The sequence below is a fragment of the Paenibacillus tianjinensis genome (assembly GCF_017086365.1).
GTDB lineage: Bacteria > Bacillota > Bacilli > Paenibacillales > Paenibacillaceae > Paenibacillus_AQ > Paenibacillus_AQ tianjinensis.
The window spans coordinates 955,969-974,497 of sequence record NZ_CP070969.1 but is presented as its reverse complement, the minus strand read 5'-3'; the positions used below and the strand labels follow the sequence as shown (position 1 = coordinate 974,497).

The window sequence follows — 18,529 nt, the reverse complement described above, 5'->3', positions numbered from 1 at the left end:
AAAAGCCAAGACCAGAAAAACAGAAAAAAAACCGGAACCCTTAACAGGTCCGGTCCGGTTTTCTAATCCAAATCGTAAATCGATCCTACCTTCAAACCATACAGTTCATTGTATATTTTCTCGGCGAATGCATCCGTCATCCCGGCGATATAATCTATCACCATATGCTCCCAGGTCCAGATCGGCTTGACCTGCCGCTGATCCTTCTCGAAGCGCTGCAGCCAGTCGCTCGGAATGATCGCCTTCGAGGTTTCCGGATCATTGAACGCCGCCCACAGCCGCCGCAAAATCCACTCGCTGCGTTTTTGCAGGCGCTGGACGCGCAGATCACGGATCATCGTGACCCAGGCGAAGCTTTTGAGCACACTGACCGTCCTCAGCATGTCCTCATCCTCTTGGCCATCCTTGATAAAGGTGACCTTCTTCCAGTCTCCGTCATGAATAACGCCCAGACTGGCGACAAAGGTGCTGACCCAGTAAGCTTTAACCTCACGGCGGGTGCGGGAATAATCATTTTCGCAGGTCGGCATCTTTTCCATCCAGACCCGAAGGAAATCGCTTAATACTTCTTCGACTTTCGTATGGATGGCTTCGGGCCTCCAGCCCTTCCAGAAGGAATCCTCCAGCGTCGTGATTTTCTCAACGATCAGCCGCTGAATGTAGGCATCATGCATGAAATGTTCATGCACCTCGATTTTCCCCGCCTTAATCCCGTCCTCCAAATCATGCGCAGAGTAGGCGATATCATCGCACAGATCCATGAGCTGGGCTTCCAGCGTCTTCTTTCCTGCAGGGACCCCCCACGCCTCGCGGATCTCCGAGATATAATTCCATTCGGACAGATACATTCCTTTCTTAAGCACCGTACCTGGAAAAGGATATTTGTTGATCCCCAGCAGCACGGCATCAGAAAGATTCAGGCCGTCAATATTCTCGCGCTTCTCAAGAAACATAATCAGACGGAAGTTATGCGCATTGCCTTCAAAATGCTCATACTGCCTTTTCATATTCCCGTGGATGATCTGCTCCTGTACCGGACCGGCGCCTGACTTCAGCGCTTCTTCAGCCGCCTTCTTGGCAATAAGCTGCTCCAAAATATTATCGAGCACCTCTTCCCCCTTGTGCCCGAACGGCGGGTGCCCAAAATCATGGGCGATGGCAGCACATTCCACCACCTCCGGATCAATGACCAGGCCCGGATTATCCGCTTGTCCTGTCTCCACTTCCGGGTAGGATCGCAGAAGGCTTTTGGCCGCTTCCCGGGCGATTTGCGCTACCTCCAGCGAATGGGTAAGCCGCGTCCGGTAATAATCGCCGGTTCCGGCGCCGAACACCTGAGATTTACCTTGCAGCCGGCGAAAGGTCGGCGAATGGATCAGGCGTGAATAATCACGCTCATAGGCGGCTCGTGACGTTTCCAGACGGGTAATTTCCGGATATTGCCGATGCTCTCTTTTCTCAATAAGTGTCATATCCGCTGCCCCTATCCTGTTTCTGTATTTAGTACTACATTATAAGTCATTTCCCGTAAAACTTTCACTCAAAAATAGAAATATACATTCCTTCCGGTACAAAGTGAATATTTCTCGGCAGACATGGTGCATTCTAAAGTAAAAACAGCCCGTTTCTCCTTAGGCGGGTCCGGTATGGAGTGAACTGAGATACCCATGAAAACAAGCTGCCGTATTTCCGTCGTAATACTCACTGCTCTGATACTTCTTCTCAGCTGCTCAAGCCCGCTGCTGGCCCGTTCAGATGTCAAAAACCGTTATTATTACGAGCAGAAGGGGGATATGATCTGGGAAGTGCCAACCAGTCAAAAGGTGATCGCCTTAACCTTCGACGACGGTCCAGATCCGACGGAAACCACTCAAATTCTCAATGTGCTGCATGATTACAACGCCAAATGCACCTTCTTTGCCATCGGCAGAAAAATCGCGGCTTATCCTGAAATAGCCAGACGCGTAATCTACGAAGGTCACGAGCTGGCTAATCATACGTACAATCACGTTTATTTCAAAAAACCAATCTCCGCAGAGCAGGTTATGAAGGAATTGGAGCTGACAGAGAATGAGGTTATAAAAATTTCGGGCCGGCACAGCAGTCTGTTCAGACCACCGGGCGGGATGTATGACGAAACTCTGGTGAATGTCTCCAACCGCATGGGACTGAAGCCGGTACTATGGTCCTGGCATCAGGATACGCTCGACTGGAACCGCCCAGGCGTATGGAGTATCTCTAACAAAGTCATCAAGAACGCCCATAGCGGCGATATTGTACTCTTCCACGACTATGTTCACGGGCAATCACAGACAGGGGAGGCCCTCAAGATTATTTTGCCTGCACTGGAGAAACAGGGTTTCCGTTTCGTTACCGTCTCCGAGCTGATCGGACTGTCGAATACCGAGAAAGCGGAAAACAAAAGACATCTGGCTTATTAGCCAAATTCACCGGACTCCTCAAGGTTCTTTAATTGCGCGGGTCATCAAAATAAGGTAGTCTTGAGCTATCATCAAGACATATTGAGCGCTGCAGCAGTGCATCCTTTAGGAGGCTTTCCCCTATGTCCGAGAACACTTCCTATACTACCGAGGAAATTGCCCGGTTGTTGAAGATATCCAAGTTAAAGGTCTATGATCTGATCAAAAAAGGAGAGCTGCCCTCTTACCGCGTAGGTAAGCAAATGCGGGTGGACCATACCGATCTTGAGGCCTACAAGCAGAACTCGCGAAGCAGCTCTGCCGCCGGCCTGCAGGGAAGTCCAGCAGCATCCTCCACTCTGCCGCTGGCCACCCCATTCGTGCTGCCTCCAGCCACATTCTCGGTGCCGCTCCATCTCGCCCAGCCTGCGGGGTATTCCAGTAAAGCTGCGGGAACGAATGTTGTCATAACCGGACAGGACATGTCACTGGATATTCTGGCCAGCCATCTGGAACGCACCCTCCCGTCCACCCGCCCGCTCCGTTCTTATGCAGGCAGTCTGGACAGTCTGATCGCCATGTATCAAGGCGAGTCCGACATCGTCAGCACTCATTTGCTGGATGGAGATACAGGCGAATATAACCTTCCTTATATCCGCAGGCTTCTGGTCGGTTCCTCTTATATCGTCGTCCATTTGCTGGCACGCAGTGCAGGGTTCTATGTACAGAAGGGCAACCCGAAGAACATCCGGAGCTGGTCGGATTTGCAGCAGAAGGAGCTGAAGCTGATTAACCGGGAGCGCGGCTCCGGCGCACGGGTCCTGCTGGACGAGCAGCTGCGCCTGCACAGCATCCGCGCTGCAGAGCTAACCGGATATGACACCGAGGAGAACAGCCATTTAGCTGTTGCCGGAAGGGTGTCCCGCGGCGAAGCCGATGTCGGCATCGGCACCGAGAAGGCGGCCAAAATTGTTGATGGACTTGAATTCATTCCACTGATTAAGGAACGTTACGATCTGGTCATGCTCAAGAAGCCTGGGAATGAACAGTGGATCAGTGCAGTGCTAGATATTCTGCGTTCTTCTGCCTTTAAGAGCGAGCTCAGCTCCATCCACAGCTATGATCTTTCTGATACAGGCAGGATCATTTATGAGAGTTAAAGGAGAGTTAAGCTGCTCACAAAAACTCCGGCTTACCTGGTTACACAGGCATAGCCGGAGTTTTTGGCATTCTAAGCTTCAGGAACGGCGGTTGACGAACATGAGCATAAGAGCAGAAATGGCAATAATCGAGCAGACCCACATCCAGGCAAGCGTCATATTTCCGCCGTCAACAGCTACATAAATCGCGGTAGGTACGGTCTGGGTGCGGCCGGGAATGTTCCCCGCCACCATGATCGTGGCGCCAAATTCTCCAAGCCCCCGGGCGAAGCCCAGCACATAACCCGCAGCCAGCGAGCGGCTGGCCAGCGGCAGCGTCACGTAGCGCAGAACCTGAAACTCACTGGCCCCCTGGGCGCGGGCGGCATCTTCAAGATCCTTCTCTACGCCTTCGAAACCGGCTTTAACGGTTCTGTATACGAGCGGAAAAGCTACAACTACAGAAGCGATTACAGCTGCCCCCCAGGTGAACAGGACGGTATGCTCCGTAAACTGCTCATACAGCCTGCCAATCCAGCTCCGCCGCCCCAGAATCACCAAAAGCACGAAGCCCACCACAGTAGGCGGCAGGACAAGCGGCAGCAGCAGCACAGTCTCAATCAGACTGTGTCCCGGAAACTTCCGGCCCGCCATGAGCTTGCCCGCATAAGTCGCCAGAATGAATACGATAATACTGGTAATTACAGAAATTTTGACCGAAAGCCAGACGGGGGCGAAAAAATCAGTCCAGTTCATCTCCATCCGCTCACACCCCGCTTATCCTCATTCTGAATTATTTAGCTAATATAAATCCGTAGCCGGTGAAGATGCTGCCGGCTTCTTGGGTCTGCACGTAATTGTAAAATGCTTTAGCCTCTGTCTGATGATCGGAGTCTTTCACGATTCCTACCGGATAATTTATCGCCTTATGAACATTGGCTCCTACGGTTAGAGCAATTTTTACTTTCCCGGAAGTCAGGGCATCCGTCTTATAGACAAAACCGGCATCCGCATTTCTTGTCTCTACATAGGAGAGCACTTGGCGTACATCCTTGGCAAAAACCAGTTTGCTTTGCACTGTATCCCATACCTTCTTGGCAGTCAATGACTGCTGCGCATATTGGCCGGCAGGCACTGATTCCGGCTGGCCGACAGCCACCTTCTTAAAGGATTTATCTGTAAGCTGTGTAATTGTGGTGATGCTGGTTTTGGAATCGGAAGGCACGACCAGTACCAGCTCATTCTTCAGCAATTCCTTATTCACAGAGATTAGTCCGCCGTCCACTAGCGCCTTCATTTGCTTATCCCCGGCAGAGAAGAACAGATCAGCTGGGGCGCCTTGTTCAATTTGCTTCTGCAAGTTGCCCGAAGCGCCGTAGTTGAAAACAAGATCAACATCGGGATGCTGCCTCTCATAGAGCACAGCGATCTTATCCAGACTGTCCTGCAGACTCGCTGCAGCCGATACAATAATTTCCGTCTTCTTCGTAGCGGCCTCCAGCTGGCCTCCGAACACTGCCACTAGGCCTGAAACCAGCAAGACAGACACAACCCCTACTGCTAATTTCTTGAACATCCCTATCCCTCCCGTACACTCATCTTATATATTTAGGTGATATTCTAGCATATCCCATTTTGTTTTACTATACGTTTGATTATGTTTACTTATATTTAGTTATATGTAGTATAGATTGATTATTTATAAACATTATACTTAGAAAAATAAATAAAGCCCTTTAAGCGTCATGCCGCTTAAAGGGCTGTTCTCAGCTGCTAATTTTTCATCCGCGGGTCGAGCACATCACGCAGGCCGTCCCCCATCAGGTTGAAGCCCAGCACAGTCAGCATAATGGACAGTCCGGGAAAAATTACCGTCCACGGCGCTTTCTGAATGAACTGGCGGGAATCTGAAAGCATCTTCCCCCATTCAGGGTCCGGCGGCTGGGCGCCAAGCCCCAGGAAGCCGAGTGCAGCCGCCTCAATAATTGCAGTAGCGATTCCGAGCGTGCCCTGCACTATAATAGGCGTCAGACTGTTAGGCAGAATATGGGTCAGCAGAATCCGCGAGTTCTTCATGCCAATCGCCCGGGCTGCCGTAATGTATTCCTCCGATTTCAGGGAAAGGACCTTCGCCCGCACCAGCCGTCCATACGTAGGAATATTAACGATTGCAATTGCATAAAGCGCATTTTGCAGTGAAGGCCCGAGAATGGCCACAATCGCAATCGCCAGCAGAATGCTCGGAAACGCCAGCAGTATATCAAACATCCGGGATATGAGCATATCAATCCATTTGCCGTAAAAACCGGCCAGCACCCCCAGAAAAGTCCCTACGGCGATAGATCCGATGACCGAGAAGAATCCCACCCACAGCGAAATGCGGGCGCCGTATAGAATCCGGGTGAACAAGTCTCTCCCCAGATCATCAGTACCGAACCAATGATCAGCAGAAGGCGCCTTCAGCCGGTTGACCAGCTCCTGCTCCTTATAGCCATAAGGTGCAATAAATGGCGCTAGCAGCGCTATCAACACAAAAAACACAATAATACAAAGCCCGAGCATCGCCGTCTTATTCTTGCGGAAAGCCTTCCACGCATCGCGCCAAGGTCCGGAAACCTTTTCGGCCTGTACATTCGGGGGTGTTGCATTGATTGTTACCTGTCCCATCGGTTCACCCCTCACTTGTAGTTAATGCGCGGATCAACAGCCGCATAAAGCAGATCCACTAGCAGGTTAATAACGACAAAAATAAAAGCAATAATCAGGATTCCGGTCTGAATGACCGGGTAATCACGGGCACTTATCGCTTCAAATATATACCTTCCCACGCCAGGCCAAGCAAAAATCGTCTCGGTCAAAACGGCACCGCCGAGCAGAGCGCCTGTCTGCAGTCCCACCACCGTTAACACTGGGATCAGGGCATTTTTCAGCGCATGCTTGTACACGACCAGGAATTGCGACATTCCTTTAGCTTTAGCCGTACGGATATAGTCGGAGTTCATAACCTCCAGCATACTGGAACGGGTCATCCGGGCGATGATCGCCATCGGAATGGTGCCGAGCGCTATGCTTGGCAGGATTAAATGCTTAATAACCGTCCATAGCTGACCCCACTGTCCAGCAATAATCGTATCAATAATATAGAGATTAGTGATGCTCTCCACCGGATTGCGCTGGTCCATCCTTCCTATAGAAGGCAGCCAATGCAGTTTCAGTGCGAATAACAGCTGCTCCATCAGCCCCAGCCAAAAGATCGGCATAGATACACCAATGAGTGCAATGATCATCGCGGTATAGTCAAACCATGAATTCTGCCGCCAAGCGCTTAGAATCCCCGCATTAACACCTACAATTGTGGCGAACAGCATACTTGCCGCCGTAAGCTCCAGTGTAGCTGCCAGATAAGGCATAATTTCTTCGGCAATCGGCGTTTTAGTACGGATGGAAGTCCCGAGATCACCTTGCAGCAAGTCTCCCATATAATTAAAATACTGCTGCAGCCACGGCTTATCGAGGCCGAGCTGTTCACGGAGCGCCTGTTTGGACTGCTCAGTTGCCTTTTGCCCGAGAATCGTCTCTGCCGGATCACCCGGAATGGCATGGATAATTGAGAATACAATAATCGTCATCCCGATCAGAACCGGGATTAATACCATAACACGTTTTAATAGGTAGGAGTTCAAGTCGGCTCACCTTCCAGCGATCCACAACATAACTTGCCGCCGCAACAAGCGCGGCGGCAAGAAAATGCTGATGGATCCTACTATTCGAAGTAAATTTCGCTGTAATATTCCGTACCTGTCGGACCTGGAACATAGCCTTTCAAATTGGCTTTGGCAGCCAGCAGCGGAGTTGTATGCACGAGAGGAATCCAAGGCGCATCCGCTTTGATAATTTCCTGAGCCTGTTTGTACAGATCGGAGCGTTTAGCCTGATCTGTTTCCTTCTGGGCATTGATCAGAATAGTGTGCAGTTCTTCATTTACATAAAAGCTGCGGTTGTTACCAGGAATAGCATCCTTGTCGAGAAGCGTGTACAGGAAGTTATCCGGGTCGCCATTATCACCCGTCCAGCCGAGCATGTAGATATCATCTTTTTCACCAGCTTTGGTGTCATCGAGGTATGTCGCCCATTCCGGAGATTCAATGACGGTTTTCACACCGATCTTCTCCCAGTCAGCTTGAATGGCTTCCGCAACCTTTTTGCCGTCAGGCATATAAGGGCGGGATACCGGCATAGCGTACAGGGTTACAGTATCCGGAAGACCATCAGGATAACCGGCTTCAGCCAGCAGTGCCTTTGCTTTGTCCAGATCGTATTCATAATCTTTCACAGCATCGTTATAGCCCCACAGTGACGGAGGCATAGGGTTCACAGCGGCAGTAGCCTGGCCGGAGAAGAAAGCATCGATAATAGCCTGTTTATTTACAGCATAGTTCAGCGCTTGTCTTACTTTTACATTATCAAAAGGTTTCTTGTTAAAGTTGAAGCCCAGGTAAGCGACATTGAACGGCGGACGCTCAATCTTCTGCAGCTCCGTGTTGCCCTCAAGGGTCGACAGGTCATCCGGACTAAGATCTTCCATCAGGTCGATTTCACCATTCTGCAGCGCATTGAAGCGTGCAGAGTTGTCAGGAATCGAACGGACGATCACCTTGTTCAGCTTAGGAAGCCCTTCTTTCCAGTAGTTCGGGTTCTTGTCGAGCGTAATGGAATCATTATGCTTCCATTCTGTGAAGACAAACGGCCCGGTACCTACAGGCTCATTCTTGAAGTTCTCTTTCTTCTCTTTAATAGCGGTAGGGCTGGCAATCCCGAACGAGGTCATTGCGATATTCTGCAGGAACGGAGCCTGCGGCTGGTTGAGTGTAAATTGTACGGTTGTGGCATCCACAGCCTTCACTTCTTTGATTACACGGCTGCCGTCCGGACCGAACATGGAATCGTAGTAATCAAAGGAATCGCCTTCGAATTTGAACTCACTTGCAGGATCACTCCAGCGGGTAAAGTTGAACACAACCGCCTCAGCATCAAAATCTGTTCCGTCATGGAACTTTACACCCGGATGCAGCTTGAAGGTATAGGTCAGACCGTCTGCTGAAACTTCCCAGCTGTCAGCAAGCGAGGGCTGCACTTCGGAAGTTCCCGGCTTGTATTCCAGCAGGGAATCAAATACCTGATGGGCAATCTTAAGCGATTCGCCGTCAGTTACGATGGCCGGGTCCAGCGAGGCAGAGTCGCCGCCGCGTCCCAGAATCAATGTGTCTTGTGTGGATGCTGCTGCATCCGGAGAGCTTTCCGGTGCGGTGGTTGCCGCTGCATTGGTACCTGCAGTTGCTTCTGTGCCGGCATTTTTGTTATTACCTCCGCAGCCGCTTAGTGTCAAAACAGCCCCAAGAGTTACTGCCAGTGCAAGACTACTCCATTTCTTCATCTCTAGAAAAGCTCCCTTCTATCATTGAATGTATTAAAGCGTTTATATGGAGCTGCAGCAAAGTGCAGCCATATACCAAATCCACTTCCTTTACTCACGGTCATTACCGTTCACGATGAATACAAAGGATCATTCTTGGTGGAGTTTTCTGTATAAACTGAACTCTAGCCTCACCCTTCCGGCATCATACGCAGGCTGCGGGGAATGTTTGGACTTCCGGCCGCTGTTAGGTTTGGATTTCCCGATTTTAACCGCATTTCGCGGTAGAAATCCAAACCTAAAGGCGGACGCATTCGCTCCTACAGTTCCAAACTTCCCCTCCGCTGCTTTTGCCTCCAATCATACCTACCGTTCATCTTATATTGATGTGGTTGTTAGTCCTCTAAGCCAGCCGGACATTGGATTCTCCGTCATAGAGATGGCAGGCTGTCAAATGACCTGCTCCGGTCTCAAGCAGCGGCGGTCTTACATTCCGGCATACATCCATCACCCGCGGACACCGGGTATTAAAAGCACAACCGACCGGTGCATTGGCCGGGCTCGGCACTTCACCCTGGAGAATTACCCGCTCCTTGCGGATATCCGGATCCGGTTCAGGAACCGCCGAGAGCAGTGCCTGTGTATAAGGATGCTGTGGTTCGTCATACAGCTTATGCTTATCCGTAACCTCCACGATCCGTCCCAGGTACATTACAGCAACCCGGTCGCAGATGTGCTTCACTACGCTAAGATCATGGGCAATAAATATGTAGGTCAATCCGAATTCCTGCTGTAAATCCTGCATCAGATTGATCACCTGTGACTGGATGGAAACATCCAGTGCAGACACCGGTTCGTCGGCGATAATCAGTTTTGGCTGCAGAGCCAGTGCCCTGGCAATGCCGATCCGCTGGCGTTGTCCGCCTGAGAATTGATGCGGATACCGCTGCAGATGCGCTTTGGCAAGACCAACAACGTCAGCCAGCCGCTCCACGGCAGCCCTCCGCTGCTTAGCATCGCCTACACCGTGAACGATCATCGGCTCTTCCAGAATCCGCTGCACCGTATTTCGCGGATCAAGTGAGGAGAACGGATCCTGAAACACAATCTGCATTTCCCGGCGGCGCCTGCGCATTTCTTCCATCGACAACTTCGTGATGTCTTGCCCTTCAAACCAGATTTCGCCTGCTGTCGGCTCTATCAGCCGCAGCAGCGAACGCCCGGTTGTCGATTTACCGCAGCCGCTCTCTCCTACCAGACCAAAGGTTTCGCCTTTGTTTACCGAGAACGAGATATCATCTACAGCTTTGATGAAGCCCTGCGTTTTATTGAAGAATCCTTTATTGATCGGATAATACTTTTTGAGGTTCTTAACCTCAAGCAGGCTTTCGCTCATACCACTGCCTCCTCCTGACTGACTTCATGCAGCCAGCATCTGCAGCTATGCTGCTCCTCCTGCAGGGTAAGCTGCGGAAGCGATTCACGGCAAACATCCATAACATTCGCACAACGGGGAGCGAACCGGCAGCCCTGCATCTCTGTGCTGAGGATCGGTACATTGCCGGGGATGGAATACAGCCGTTCCCGGGTCTCATTCATCCGCGGCACGGACTCTATCAGGCCGCGGGTATACGGATGCAGCGGATTCTTGAAGATATCACGAACGCTGCCCTCTTCGACCACCTTGCCTGCATACATTACAGCAACCCGGTGGCACATTTCTGCAACAACGCCAAGATCGTGGGTAATCAGCATCACAGCTGTTCCCTGTTCTTCGTTCAGGCGACGGATCAGATCCAGAATCTGCGCTTGAATGGTTACATCCAGCGCCGTTGTCGGCTCATCGGCAATCAACAGCTCCGGACTACAGGATATCGACATCGCAATCATAACTCTCTGGCGCATGCCCCCTGACAATTGATGCGGATACTCATCAATAATAGCCTCAGGACGCGGAATACCGACTTTGCTCAGCATCTCGACTGCGTGCTCCCGCGCTTCTTTTTTGGACAAGCCGCGGTGCTGCCTTACCGTTTCGATGATCTGCTGCCCTACTGTAAACAGAGGGTTAAGCGAGGTCATCGGCTCCTGAAAAATCATCGATACGGAATCCCCGCGGATTTTACGCATCTCTTTTTCCTTAAGCGGAACGATATCCCGACCTTTTAATAGGATACGGCCGTCCACAATCTTCCCTGGCGGGTTCGGAACCAGCTTCAGGATAGACAATGAGGTCACACTTTTACCGCAACCGGATTCACCAACCACACCAAGGACCTCTCCTGGATTGATGTACAGGTCAACACCGTCAACGGCTGGCACTTCACCGCGGTCGGTAAAAAAATGGGTATGCAAATCCTCAATTTTCAGAATTGGCTGGATCATGATGAACCCTCTTTCTACTAAAAATTGAACAAAGGTCAAATGGGAGGATGAAAAACCCTTAAAAAGTAAGATATTATAACCCAAACCTGACATCTAATGATATTAATTTCGGGCATAATCAACATAGTTGTTATTTAATGTATAACATTACTATAGAAATCTACCGTAGACAAGAAAAATTTGTACGCATAACTAACCCGATGAATTTAGGAGGTTTAATCATGGTGAAACAGGAATAATTCCTGTAACATCCTGTATTATTTATATAACATCAGCCAACTTTCCATATGATATTTCAATGCGTCCCGGTAATAAAACGGCTCCAAAATCTCCGCTTCCTCCTCGAACCTCATGATCCAGCGGACAAAACAGATATCTTGTTCGATGGCTACTTTGAAGTGCATGCAGCAGTTCTGGCGGTCAACTTTACTGGGTTTTACCATCAGCTCCTCGTGTTTGATTCTGTCCATCATCCGTTCGGAAAATCTAATTCTGAACTCTATCTGCAGGCTGTCCGGATCAAGGCTCCATTTCTGCGACATAAAGGACTGTATATCAAACCGCTCTTTTGAAAACCAGTTATTCAGCAGGGTGACATTGGAAAAACCGTTAACATGAAAAGCCCGGATCCTCCCAAACCTGTGGCATAAGCCGATCACATAGATCCGGTTCTCCAGCGGAACAAGGCAGTACGGATCAATCTGTAACCCTCTTTCCTCATTTGCATTTTCGCAGTAGTCCGCCTGGAAGCTTTTTTGTTTCATCACAGCGGACAATATTTCCGTTAAAAAAGCCGATTGCTCGATCGCCAATGGACTCCGTTCCGTCCAAAGATTCCCGGCTTCTTTTGTGACGCTTTCCATTTTTTCTTCCCTTTCTGCTTTCTGCTTATATTGTACAGCCATTATTTTCTCATAGGCATTTTCAAATTCAGTCGGCAGCAAAGGCTTGATGTCTTTCATCACATGGCGCAGCTGGGAAAATGCAGCCGCCTCACTATCCGTCAGATCTAAAGGGTACAATGCAAAGTTACCGATAAACGCATATCCCTTCCCATGTCCCATATGGGTAATCGGGATATGCATTGCGCTTAGCGCGTCCATATCCCGATATATCGTTCTTTCACTGTTGCCGCAGCGTTCCGCCAGCTCACGTGCCAGGATCCCAGGTTTAGCTTGCACTAGTGTGATAATGCGCATCAGCCGGATTAATCGGTCTGTCATTGTTCAGTTCCCCTTGATATATGGTAAAATAGACCCATTATTTTAAATGAATTAGTTATATATATCTACAACTAATAATGTAATAACCGAATTAAGATAATATAATAGAACTATTTTACTACATTACCACACATATATTACATGAGCTGTTAAATGATCGAGAAAGAGAGTTCGGGTTGTGCTATTATGTATGTTTCAATTCATTCCAACTAATATTCTGCTTCGTTCCACCCCTTCATCATGTGCAGCTGAGTTAAGCCTCGAGCTGTCTATACACCATCTCCGCCTCCTTCACCAGCTGCGTATCACCAGAGCGCGCCGCCAGCAGCAGCAGTTTATCTGCCTGTCTCCGCAATTTCTCGGAGAGTGACGGGTCCGCGTTACGCGTACGCAGCATTGCTGCTTCCTCCAGTACCTTCACCGTTCTCAGCAGCTCCATATGCTTCTCAACATGAAAGCTGCTGCCATTACCCAGCACATCGGTATGATGCGTATATTCCAGTCCCAGCTTTTGCAGCGGCAGCTCTCTTATCCGCTCCACAGGAGGTTGTCTGTATTGCCATTGCAGCCAGAGTGCTTCATGAATTCCGGCAGGCATGGCTTCGGTTTTAAATTCAAGACAGATGAATTTGCGGGACCCGGAATGGATCTTACCCAGCTTCAGCAGCAGCGATCTTCCTTCTCCTGCTTCAGTGATGCAGCCATAAGCTCCTGTAAAAGTCATGTGGGCTTCAAGCCATATGCGCAGCTCAATTTCCCGGGCAAGCAGTTTCCGGCTTTTCTTGCGCAGCTCCTCACGCGGAGTAAGGCCTTTCCATTCCACAAGCAACACTAAACTCTGGGAAACTCCTGCAAAAACACGGTTGCGGCTCCATGTAAATATGGGCTGGATACTTGCTTGCATATTTCCACCTCTTTCTTTTTTTGGTTCTTCTATTAATGTACCAATAATGGCGGACAACTCCTTGTCATGGAATGTATGTTCGCATCTATATTATCGACAAAAAAAGGGGCTGTCCCAAAAGCCATGAAATGGCTGCTTGGGATAGCCCCTGTTTTTTTAAGTAGGATCAACGTGAGCACTTGGGTGGACGCTCCGCGAACGGACCGTTGTTCCAATCGCTGTGCTCTCCAGATTTTTTTCATTCCCCTTAGCGGTGAAAATCCGGAGACCAAGGCGACCGCTGCCGCTTTTCCACAATCGTTCCGTCCTCTCCGCTGTTTAAGCGGGAAATGGATCTACAATCTTTAAAAATCGCACAAAAAAGAAACCATCCTTTGGTAAAATGGAGTTACCACACAACCATTTCAAAGGAGAGGTTTCTTTTGTACATTCAATATACCATGGACCAACTTTGCTTGCCAATGGATCTGGAAGAAGATATTCCCGAAAACCACCTCGTTCGTGTCGTTAACGCAGCCGTCAATCGGCTAGACGACACCATCTTTGACGCTGCCTATCCCGGTGGCGGCCGTGACAGCTACCACCCTAAAATGCTCACCAAAGTCATTATCTATGCGTATACGCAGCGCATTTATTCCTCCCGGCAAATCGCCAAAGCGGTCCGAGAAAACATTCCCTTCATGTGGCTAGCGGGACGACAACGCCCGGATTTCCGCACGCTCAACCGCTTTCGTTCTCAGCGGATGAAGGACGTCCTAGAAATGGTATTTACCGCCGTGCTTCAGTTTCTGGCGGACGAGAAATACATCTCCTTCGAGCATTATTTTGTAGATGGCACAAAAATAGAGGCAAATGCGAATCGCTATACCTTCGTGTGGGGTAAAGCCGTTAGTAAGCATAAAGCCAAGCTGCAAGAAAAGGTACATGCATTGTTTGCCGACATTGAGGCTGCAGAGAAACAAGAAGAACAGGAACACCGCGGCCAGGACCTGAGCGAACTTGGCGAGTCCGCCGAGATCGACAGTGAGAAACTTGAACAAATGACCCAGTCGTTAGAGTCGCAACTGCTGAAGAAGCCCAAGAACAAGCCATTGAAAAAAGCGGTTCGGAGGCTCCGTAAGGATCTGTTTCCGAGACTGCTGAAATATGAGCAATACCAAAACCTGCTCGGGGACCGAAACAGCTTTAGTAAGACGGACCCGGATGCCACCTTCATGCGGATGAAGGAAGATCACATGCGAAACGGTCAACTCAAACCCGGCTACAATGTACAGATCGGCACCGAAAACCAGTTTATTTTGGCGTACAGTCTACACCAAAGACCGACGGATACGCGTTGTTTACAGCCGCACTTAGAAAAGGTGCGGCAGATCCTAGGGAGACTTCCGAGGGCGGTGATCGCGGATGCCGGCTACGGCAGTGAAGAAAATTATGCCTATTTGGAAAACGAACACGTGAAGGCCGTGGTCAAATACGGCAGCTACCACAAAGAAAAGAGCAAAGCGTGGAAAGAGAATATCGGAAAGATTGAGAACTGGACGTACGACGAAGCCGTGGATACATGGACATGCCCCGCCGGACAAACGCTGCATTTTCGCAAAGAAAGCAAGGAAACGTTAGAGAGTGGATATGAAATCCGAAAACGTCATTACCGTAGCCAGAGCTGCGTGGGCTGTCCACTGAAGGAAAGATGTACGAAAGCCGAAGGAAATCGGGAAGTGGTTGTCAGTCTGGAACGACTGCGGTACCAGAAACAAGCTCGGGCAATTTTGCAAAGCGAGGAAGGCTTCACTTTGGCCGTACGTCGAATGACAGAACCAGAAAGTGTATTTGGACAACTAAAGAACAACCGGGGTTTCCGGCGGTTTCTGCTTCGCGGCATGGAAAAAGTGACGCTTGAAGTCGGATGGCTTTCCCTTGCCCACAATCTACTGAAGCAAGCTGCAAACGACCAAAAACGCAGAGCAGCGATCCTCCAATAACAGGAGAATCGCTACATTGTTGACGTTTTTCGGTTTTGAATAATGAAAAGGGTCTGTCTCTACTCGAAAAAATCTACTTATGGGACAGCCTCTTTGCTAAAGATGAGTTTTTGTCTAAACGTGACGAAATGAATGATTCTACCTGCCGACTTTTTGTTTCTGCAAACGTTCCTGCCTGAAAAAATATCCCAGAGACCACTTCGCGCAAAGGAATGAAAAAAGAAAAAAGACCAACGCCCATAATATAGCAGGCAAAGGTGTTAATCCGGCTAAATTGGCAGCATCACCTGCACGGGACGGGGTCATCAGTGAAGCTGACAGGAGATACAGCGTGCCCATAACAGATTCCTCCAGGGTCAGAAAGGCCAGAAACAAATAGTAATATTTGCTTGCCTTGGGCCACAGGAAAACCATTGCCAGATTGAGTGCGATCAAACCGCTGAGCCACAGTATACCGAAGGCGCCCCTGACATACAGCACCAGCATAATCAGCGCCACAGCAGCAGACAGCAGCAGCCCCAACCGCTGACGTCCCCTGCTGTACAAATAAAACAGCAGCAGGGCGAATAAAGAGGCCACTGGATATCCTGACAACGACACCAGCACCGGTCTTAGTCCGGCTTCAACCGCAGAATACGTCACACCGCTGTGATCCGCATACAGCTCTATTCTCAGCACATCACCTGAGAGAAGCAGGGTCATCAGCGCATGCCCGAATTCATGGAACATCGTATCCAGATTGCGGAATAGCGATGAAAATGGAATTAAGCGTGTCAATAGCGCCGACCCTGCCAGAAACAGCAGCGTTTTCAGCCATTTATTCATATCCTCAGCCCCTTCCCGTTCAAAGTATACGTTATATTCCTGCTGCAAGGTAGCCAAAATGAAACCAGCCAGTCCGCAGTACTGTATTACTCTATGGTTACTGCTGTCAGCCTCAGGGTAAAAATGCTTAAGTCCCGGCGGCCGCAAGTAATGAGCTGATCTTCCACTAGGCGCCAAATGATGTCAAACCTTGTTGATTAATGCCTATAAATACTGCTCTATGTTAAAATAAGAGCAGGTTGAACCTATACAGGCGGTGAATAAGATGAACAGAAAAATGCACTTATCAAACTTATGGATGAAGCTGCTTGGTTCGGCTCTGCTATTGCTTGGAGTATCCGCTTACGTCCCGGCACCGACAGCAGAAGCCAATTATTTCAGCGATTTATATAAAGGCTTGCAGAACTTCTCAGAACTGCCCGGTGAAGTGAATCAATTGCAGGAAAACTACCAGGAGACGGTTGAAGAGCTTCAGCAGACCAAAGATGAGCTCAGTGAGACAGTAGACGCACTAGGACAGACCCAGGAGCAAATGGAAGCGTACCGTTCCCAGAACGAGGCCCTGCAGGAGCAGAACCGCCAGTTAAGCCTGGTGGTTGACGAGCTGAAAAATGACCGCACTGCGCGTGAGAACTACTATAACCGGATAAAGGTTACGGTGATTACCGGCTTTGCCCTTATTCTTGGTTATTTCCTGATTATCCGGCTGCTGCGCTTTACCATGCGCCACCGCTCAAGAAGAGGGGACCGGTTGCGCTAGCAGCCTGGAATCTCTCTAATATGAAGGAGTGTGTACGATGAACGTCGATGTCCAGGATGAAGGCGACAGCGGCAGCGGACAGGCCGTTGCTTTTACTGTCGGGGAGAATGAAGAGGTTCATGTGCTGCATCCCCAGCAAATTATTGCCTATCAGGGCCCCTCATCAGGACGGGCAGACCGGCTGATGGACGTCAAAGGCATGTACCGCAAGCGCAAGCTGATCCGTTCGGATATGTCCGGCCCCTGCCGTTTTGTAGCGGCACTGCCTCCCGGCTACCGGATCAAAACCTTACAGCTGAACGGTAAAAGCGATTTGCTCTATGATTTCAGGCATCTCTTCTTCTACAGTAAAGGAATCACAATGCAGACACGGGTGCTAAGCATGAAGAATATGCTGGTTACCCGCGACATTGTCAAAGTCAAATTTGCCGGCAACGGGAGCATCGGTATACTGACGGAGGGAACGGTGTGCGAAGCCGAGCTTCATCCCTCCGATCCGCTCTATGTTGATGCAGGCAGTATTATAGCGTATCCGGAGAATGCCAAGCTTGAGCTGACCGTGTACGGTAATCATCTGGCCAGCCAACATATGAGCTATCACTGGAAGATGACAGGCCATGGACCTGTGCTGTTTCAGGCGGGACGCCAAAGCCACCGCTTCGAGCGGGATAATAACGAGGACGGTATTATTAAACGGTTTCTTCGCGAGGCACTTCCGTTTGGCGGTGTATTTATCAAATAGATGACTTGTCATTTGAACAAAGAGTGCCCGTGCGGTCATCGCACGGGCACTCTTTGCTTCCTGCAATCCGTACACCGGGCTGCAGTCCTAGCCTTCAGTTATAGTATGGCCTTACGCCAGATAGGCGTTCAGCATCCAGGCATGCTTCTCAACACTGCTTCTGATGCCAATCAGCAGATCAGCAGTCGGTTGATCACTAAGTTCTTCCGCAGCCGTGATGGCGCTCTTCAGCTCCTCGGAGACAAGCGCGAAGTCTTTAACGAGCTGGGCAACCATTTCTTTAGGGCTTTCGCCTCCAGCAGCTTCCTTCAGCTCTGACAGGGACAAATATTGCGTCATCGTAGAGGCAGGCTTGCCGCCAATAGCGAGCAACCGCTCAGCCAGGTCGTCCACATAAGTGGCTGCTTCAGTGTAGAGTTCTTCGAATTTGGCATGCAGAGTGAAAAATTGCGCTCCGCTCACATACCAGTGATAGTGATGCAGTTTCACTCCGAGCAGGCTCCAGTTCGCGGTTTGGCGGTTCAATGCTGCGTGCAGTTCTGTTTGGTTTTTTACGTGAGTACTCATTCTAAATAACCTCCTATAGTTTAATTATATATTGTTTATTGTATTTAGACTTGTTCTAAATCTATATACAATATAACATAAATATTGCTTTCTCGCAAGGCATTTTACCTTTTTATTGCTGCAAATTCTAGCATACCTCCTTTTAGAAACCTGTTATCTGTGTCACATT

At 49.6% G+C, this 18,529-nt stretch carries 17 protein-coding genes; 5 read left to right on the top strand and 12 right to left on the bottom strand.

All coding sequences use genetic code 11. The features are described 5' to 3' along the window. Positions 1 to 62: 62 nt before the first annotated feature. Positions 63 to 1,472, bottom strand: coding sequence for a deoxyguanosinetriphosphate triphosphohydrolase family protein (locus JRJ22_RS04175; protein WP_206103367.1), 1,410 nt, complete (start codon positions 1,470 to 1,472; stop codon positions 63 to 65). A gap of 195 nt (positions 1,473 to 1,667) precedes the next feature. Here JRJ22_RS04175 and JRJ22_RS04170 point away from each other — a divergent pair, with 195 nt between their 5' ends. Continuing rightward, positions 1,668 to 2,441, top strand: a complete 774-nt coding sequence (locus JRJ22_RS04170) for a polysaccharide deacetylase family protein (RefSeq protein ID WP_206103366.1) — start codon at positions 1,668 to 1,670, stop codon at positions 2,439 to 2,441. Positions 2,442 to 2,563: 122 nt separating this feature from the next. Further along, a complete protein-coding gene (locus JRJ22_RS04165; protein ID WP_206103365.1) occupies positions 2,564 to 3,580 on the top strand; it encodes a helix-turn-helix transcriptional regulator in 1,017 nt (338 codons plus the stop codon). 78 nt (positions 3,581 to 3,658) lie between these two features. Here the strand turns inward: JRJ22_RS04165 and modB are convergent, their stop codons facing one another. From modB to JRJ22_RS04120, 9 genes are all read right to left on the bottom strand, one after another. Beyond that, positions 3,659 to 4,315 carry a molybdate ABC transporter permease subunit gene (gene modB / locus JRJ22_RS04160; protein ID WP_206104971.1) on the bottom strand — a complete coding sequence of 219 codons (657 nt, stop codon included), beginning with the start codon at positions 4,313 to 4,315 and terminating at the stop codon, positions 3,659 to 3,661. 37 nt (positions 4,316 to 4,352) lie between these two features. Then, on the bottom strand, positions 4,353 to 5,141 hold the full coding sequence (gene modA, locus JRJ22_RS04155) for a molybdate ABC transporter substrate-binding protein (protein ID WP_408637885.1): 789 nt from the start codon (positions 5,139 to 5,141) through the stop codon (positions 4,353 to 4,355). A gap of 191 nt (positions 5,142 to 5,332) precedes the next feature. After that, a complete protein-coding gene (gene nikC, locus JRJ22_RS04150; protein WP_206103363.1) occupies positions 5,333 to 6,226 on the bottom strand; it encodes a nickel transporter permease in 894 nt (297 codons plus the stop codon). A gap of 11 nt (positions 6,227 to 6,237) precedes the next feature. Further along, the gene (locus JRJ22_RS04145; RefSeq protein ID WP_206103362.1) at positions 6,238 to 7,242 is read right to left on the bottom strand and encodes an ABC transporter permease; all 1,005 of its coding nucleotides are present in this window, start codon (positions 7,240 to 7,242) and stop codon (positions 6,238 to 6,240) included. An 80-nt stretch (positions 7,243 to 7,322) separates the two neighbouring features. Then, the gene (locus JRJ22_RS04140; RefSeq protein ID WP_206103361.1) at positions 7,323 to 8,993 is read right to left on the bottom strand and encodes an ABC transporter substrate-binding protein; all 1,671 of its coding nucleotides are present in this window, start codon (positions 8,991 to 8,993) and stop codon (positions 7,323 to 7,325) included. A gap of 382 nt (positions 8,994 to 9,375) precedes the next feature. Then, complete coding sequence (locus tag JRJ22_RS04135; protein ID WP_206103360.1) at positions 9,376 to 10,368, bottom strand: ABC transporter ATP-binding protein; 993 nt, start codon at positions 10,366 to 10,368, stop codon at positions 9,376 to 9,378. After that, positions 10,365 to 11,357 (bottom strand): ABC transporter ATP-binding protein, encoded by a 993-nt coding sequence (locus tag JRJ22_RS04130; RefSeq protein WP_206103359.1) that lies wholly within the window; start codon positions 11,355 to 11,357, stop codon positions 10,365 to 10,367. The genes JRJ22_RS04135 and JRJ22_RS04130 overlap by 4 nt, the downstream gene beginning before the upstream one ends. A gap of 257 nt (positions 11,358 to 11,614) precedes the next feature. Continuing rightward, a complete protein-coding gene (locus JRJ22_RS04125; protein WP_206103358.1) occupies positions 11,615 to 12,580 on the bottom strand; it encodes a helix-turn-helix transcriptional regulator in 966 nt (321 codons plus the stop codon). 253 nt (positions 12,581 to 12,833) lie between these two features. Next, on the bottom strand, positions 12,834 to 13,484 hold the full coding sequence (locus JRJ22_RS04120) for a hypothetical protein (protein ID WP_206103357.1): 651 nt from the start codon (positions 13,482 to 13,484) through the stop codon (positions 12,834 to 12,836). Positions 13,485 to 13,906: 422 nt separating this feature from the next. Here JRJ22_RS04120 and JRJ22_RS04115 point away from each other — a divergent pair, with 422 nt between their 5' ends. Then, positions 13,907 to 15,466 carry an IS1182 family transposase gene (locus JRJ22_RS04115; protein WP_206102999.1) on the top strand — a complete coding sequence of 520 codons (1,560 nt, stop codon included), beginning with the start codon at positions 13,907 to 13,909 and terminating at the stop codon, positions 15,464 to 15,466. A 138-nt stretch (positions 15,467 to 15,604) separates the two neighbouring features. On the opposite strand, the gene JRJ22_RS04110 is transcribed toward JRJ22_RS04115, so the two are convergent. After that, on the bottom strand, positions 15,605 to 16,291 hold the full coding sequence (locus JRJ22_RS04110) for a M50 family metallopeptidase (RefSeq protein ID WP_206103356.1): 687 nt from the start codon (positions 16,289 to 16,291) through the stop codon (positions 15,605 to 15,607). A 265-nt stretch (positions 16,292 to 16,556) separates the two neighbouring features. On the opposite strand from JRJ22_RS04110, the gene JRJ22_RS04105 reads away from it, so the two are divergent. Both JRJ22_RS04105 and JRJ22_RS04100 read left to right on the top strand, forming a co-directional pair. After that, positions 16,557 to 17,051 carry a hypothetical protein gene (locus JRJ22_RS04105; protein WP_206103355.1) on the top strand — a complete coding sequence of 165 codons (495 nt, stop codon included), beginning with the start codon at positions 16,557 to 16,559 and terminating at the stop codon, positions 17,049 to 17,051. 37 nt (positions 17,052 to 17,088) lie between these two features. Then, a complete protein-coding gene (locus JRJ22_RS04100) occupies positions 17,089 to 17,793 on the top strand; it encodes an AIM24 family protein (protein WP_206103354.1) in 705 nt (234 codons plus the stop codon). Between the two features lie 111 nt (positions 17,794 to 17,904). Here JRJ22_RS04100 and JRJ22_RS04095 read toward each other — a convergent pair whose 3' ends face one another. After that, positions 17,905 to 18,360, bottom strand: coding sequence for a Dps family protein (locus JRJ22_RS04095; RefSeq protein WP_206103353.1), 456 nt, complete (start codon positions 18,358 to 18,360; stop codon positions 17,905 to 17,907). Positions 18,361 to 18,529: the final 169 nt, after the last annotated feature.

Coding starts and splice junctions, on each gene's coding strand:
- JRJ22_RS04105 (WP_206103355.1), top strand. CDS start 16,557: ATGAACAGAAAAATGCACTTATCAAACTTATGGATGAAGCTGCTTGGT.
- JRJ22_RS04100 (WP_206103354.1), top strand. CDS start 17,089: ATGAACGTCGATGTCCAGGATGAAGGCGACAGCGGCAGCGGACAGGCC.
- JRJ22_RS04170 (WP_206103366.1), top strand. CDS start 1,668: ATGAAAACAAGCTGCCGTATTTCCGTCGTAATACTCACTGCTCTGATA.
- JRJ22_RS04110 (WP_206103356.1), bottom strand. CDS start 16,291: ATGAATAAATGGCTGAAAACGCTGCTGTTTCTGGCAGGGTCGGCGCTA.
- JRJ22_RS04095 (WP_206103353.1), bottom strand. CDS start 18,360: ATGAGTACTCACGTAAAAAACCAAACAGAACTGCACGCAGCATTGAAC.
- JRJ22_RS04175 (WP_206103367.1), bottom strand. CDS start 1,472: ATGACACTTATTGAGAAAAGAGAGCATCGGCAATATCCGGAAATTACC.
- JRJ22_RS04130 (WP_206103359.1), bottom strand. CDS start 11,357: ATGATCCAGCCAATTCTGAAAATTGAGGATTTGCATACCCATTTTTTT.
- JRJ22_RS04120 (WP_206103357.1), bottom strand. CDS start 13,484: ATGCAAGCAAGTATCCAGCCCATATTTACATGGAGCCGCAACCGTGTT.
- nikC (WP_206103363.1), bottom strand. CDS start 6,226: ATGGGACAGGTAACAATCAATGCAACACCCCCGAATGTACAGGCCGAA.
- JRJ22_RS04140 (WP_206103361.1), bottom strand. CDS start 8,993: ATGAAGAAATGGAGTAGTCTTGCACTGGCAGTAACTCTTGGGGCTGTT.
- JRJ22_RS04135 (WP_206103360.1), bottom strand. CDS start 10,368: ATGAGCGAAAGCCTGCTTGAGGTTAAGAACCTCAAAAAGTATTATCCG.
- modB (WP_206104971.1), bottom strand. CDS start 4,315: ATGAACTGGACTGATTTTTTCGCCCCCGTCTGGCTTTCGGTCAAAATT.
- JRJ22_RS04125 (WP_206103358.1), bottom strand. CDS start 12,580: ATGACAGACCGATTAATCCGGCTGATGCGCATTATCACACTAGTGCAA.
- JRJ22_RS04165 (WP_206103365.1), top strand. CDS start 2,564: ATGTCCGAGAACACTTCCTATACTACCGAGGAAATTGCCCGGTTGTTG.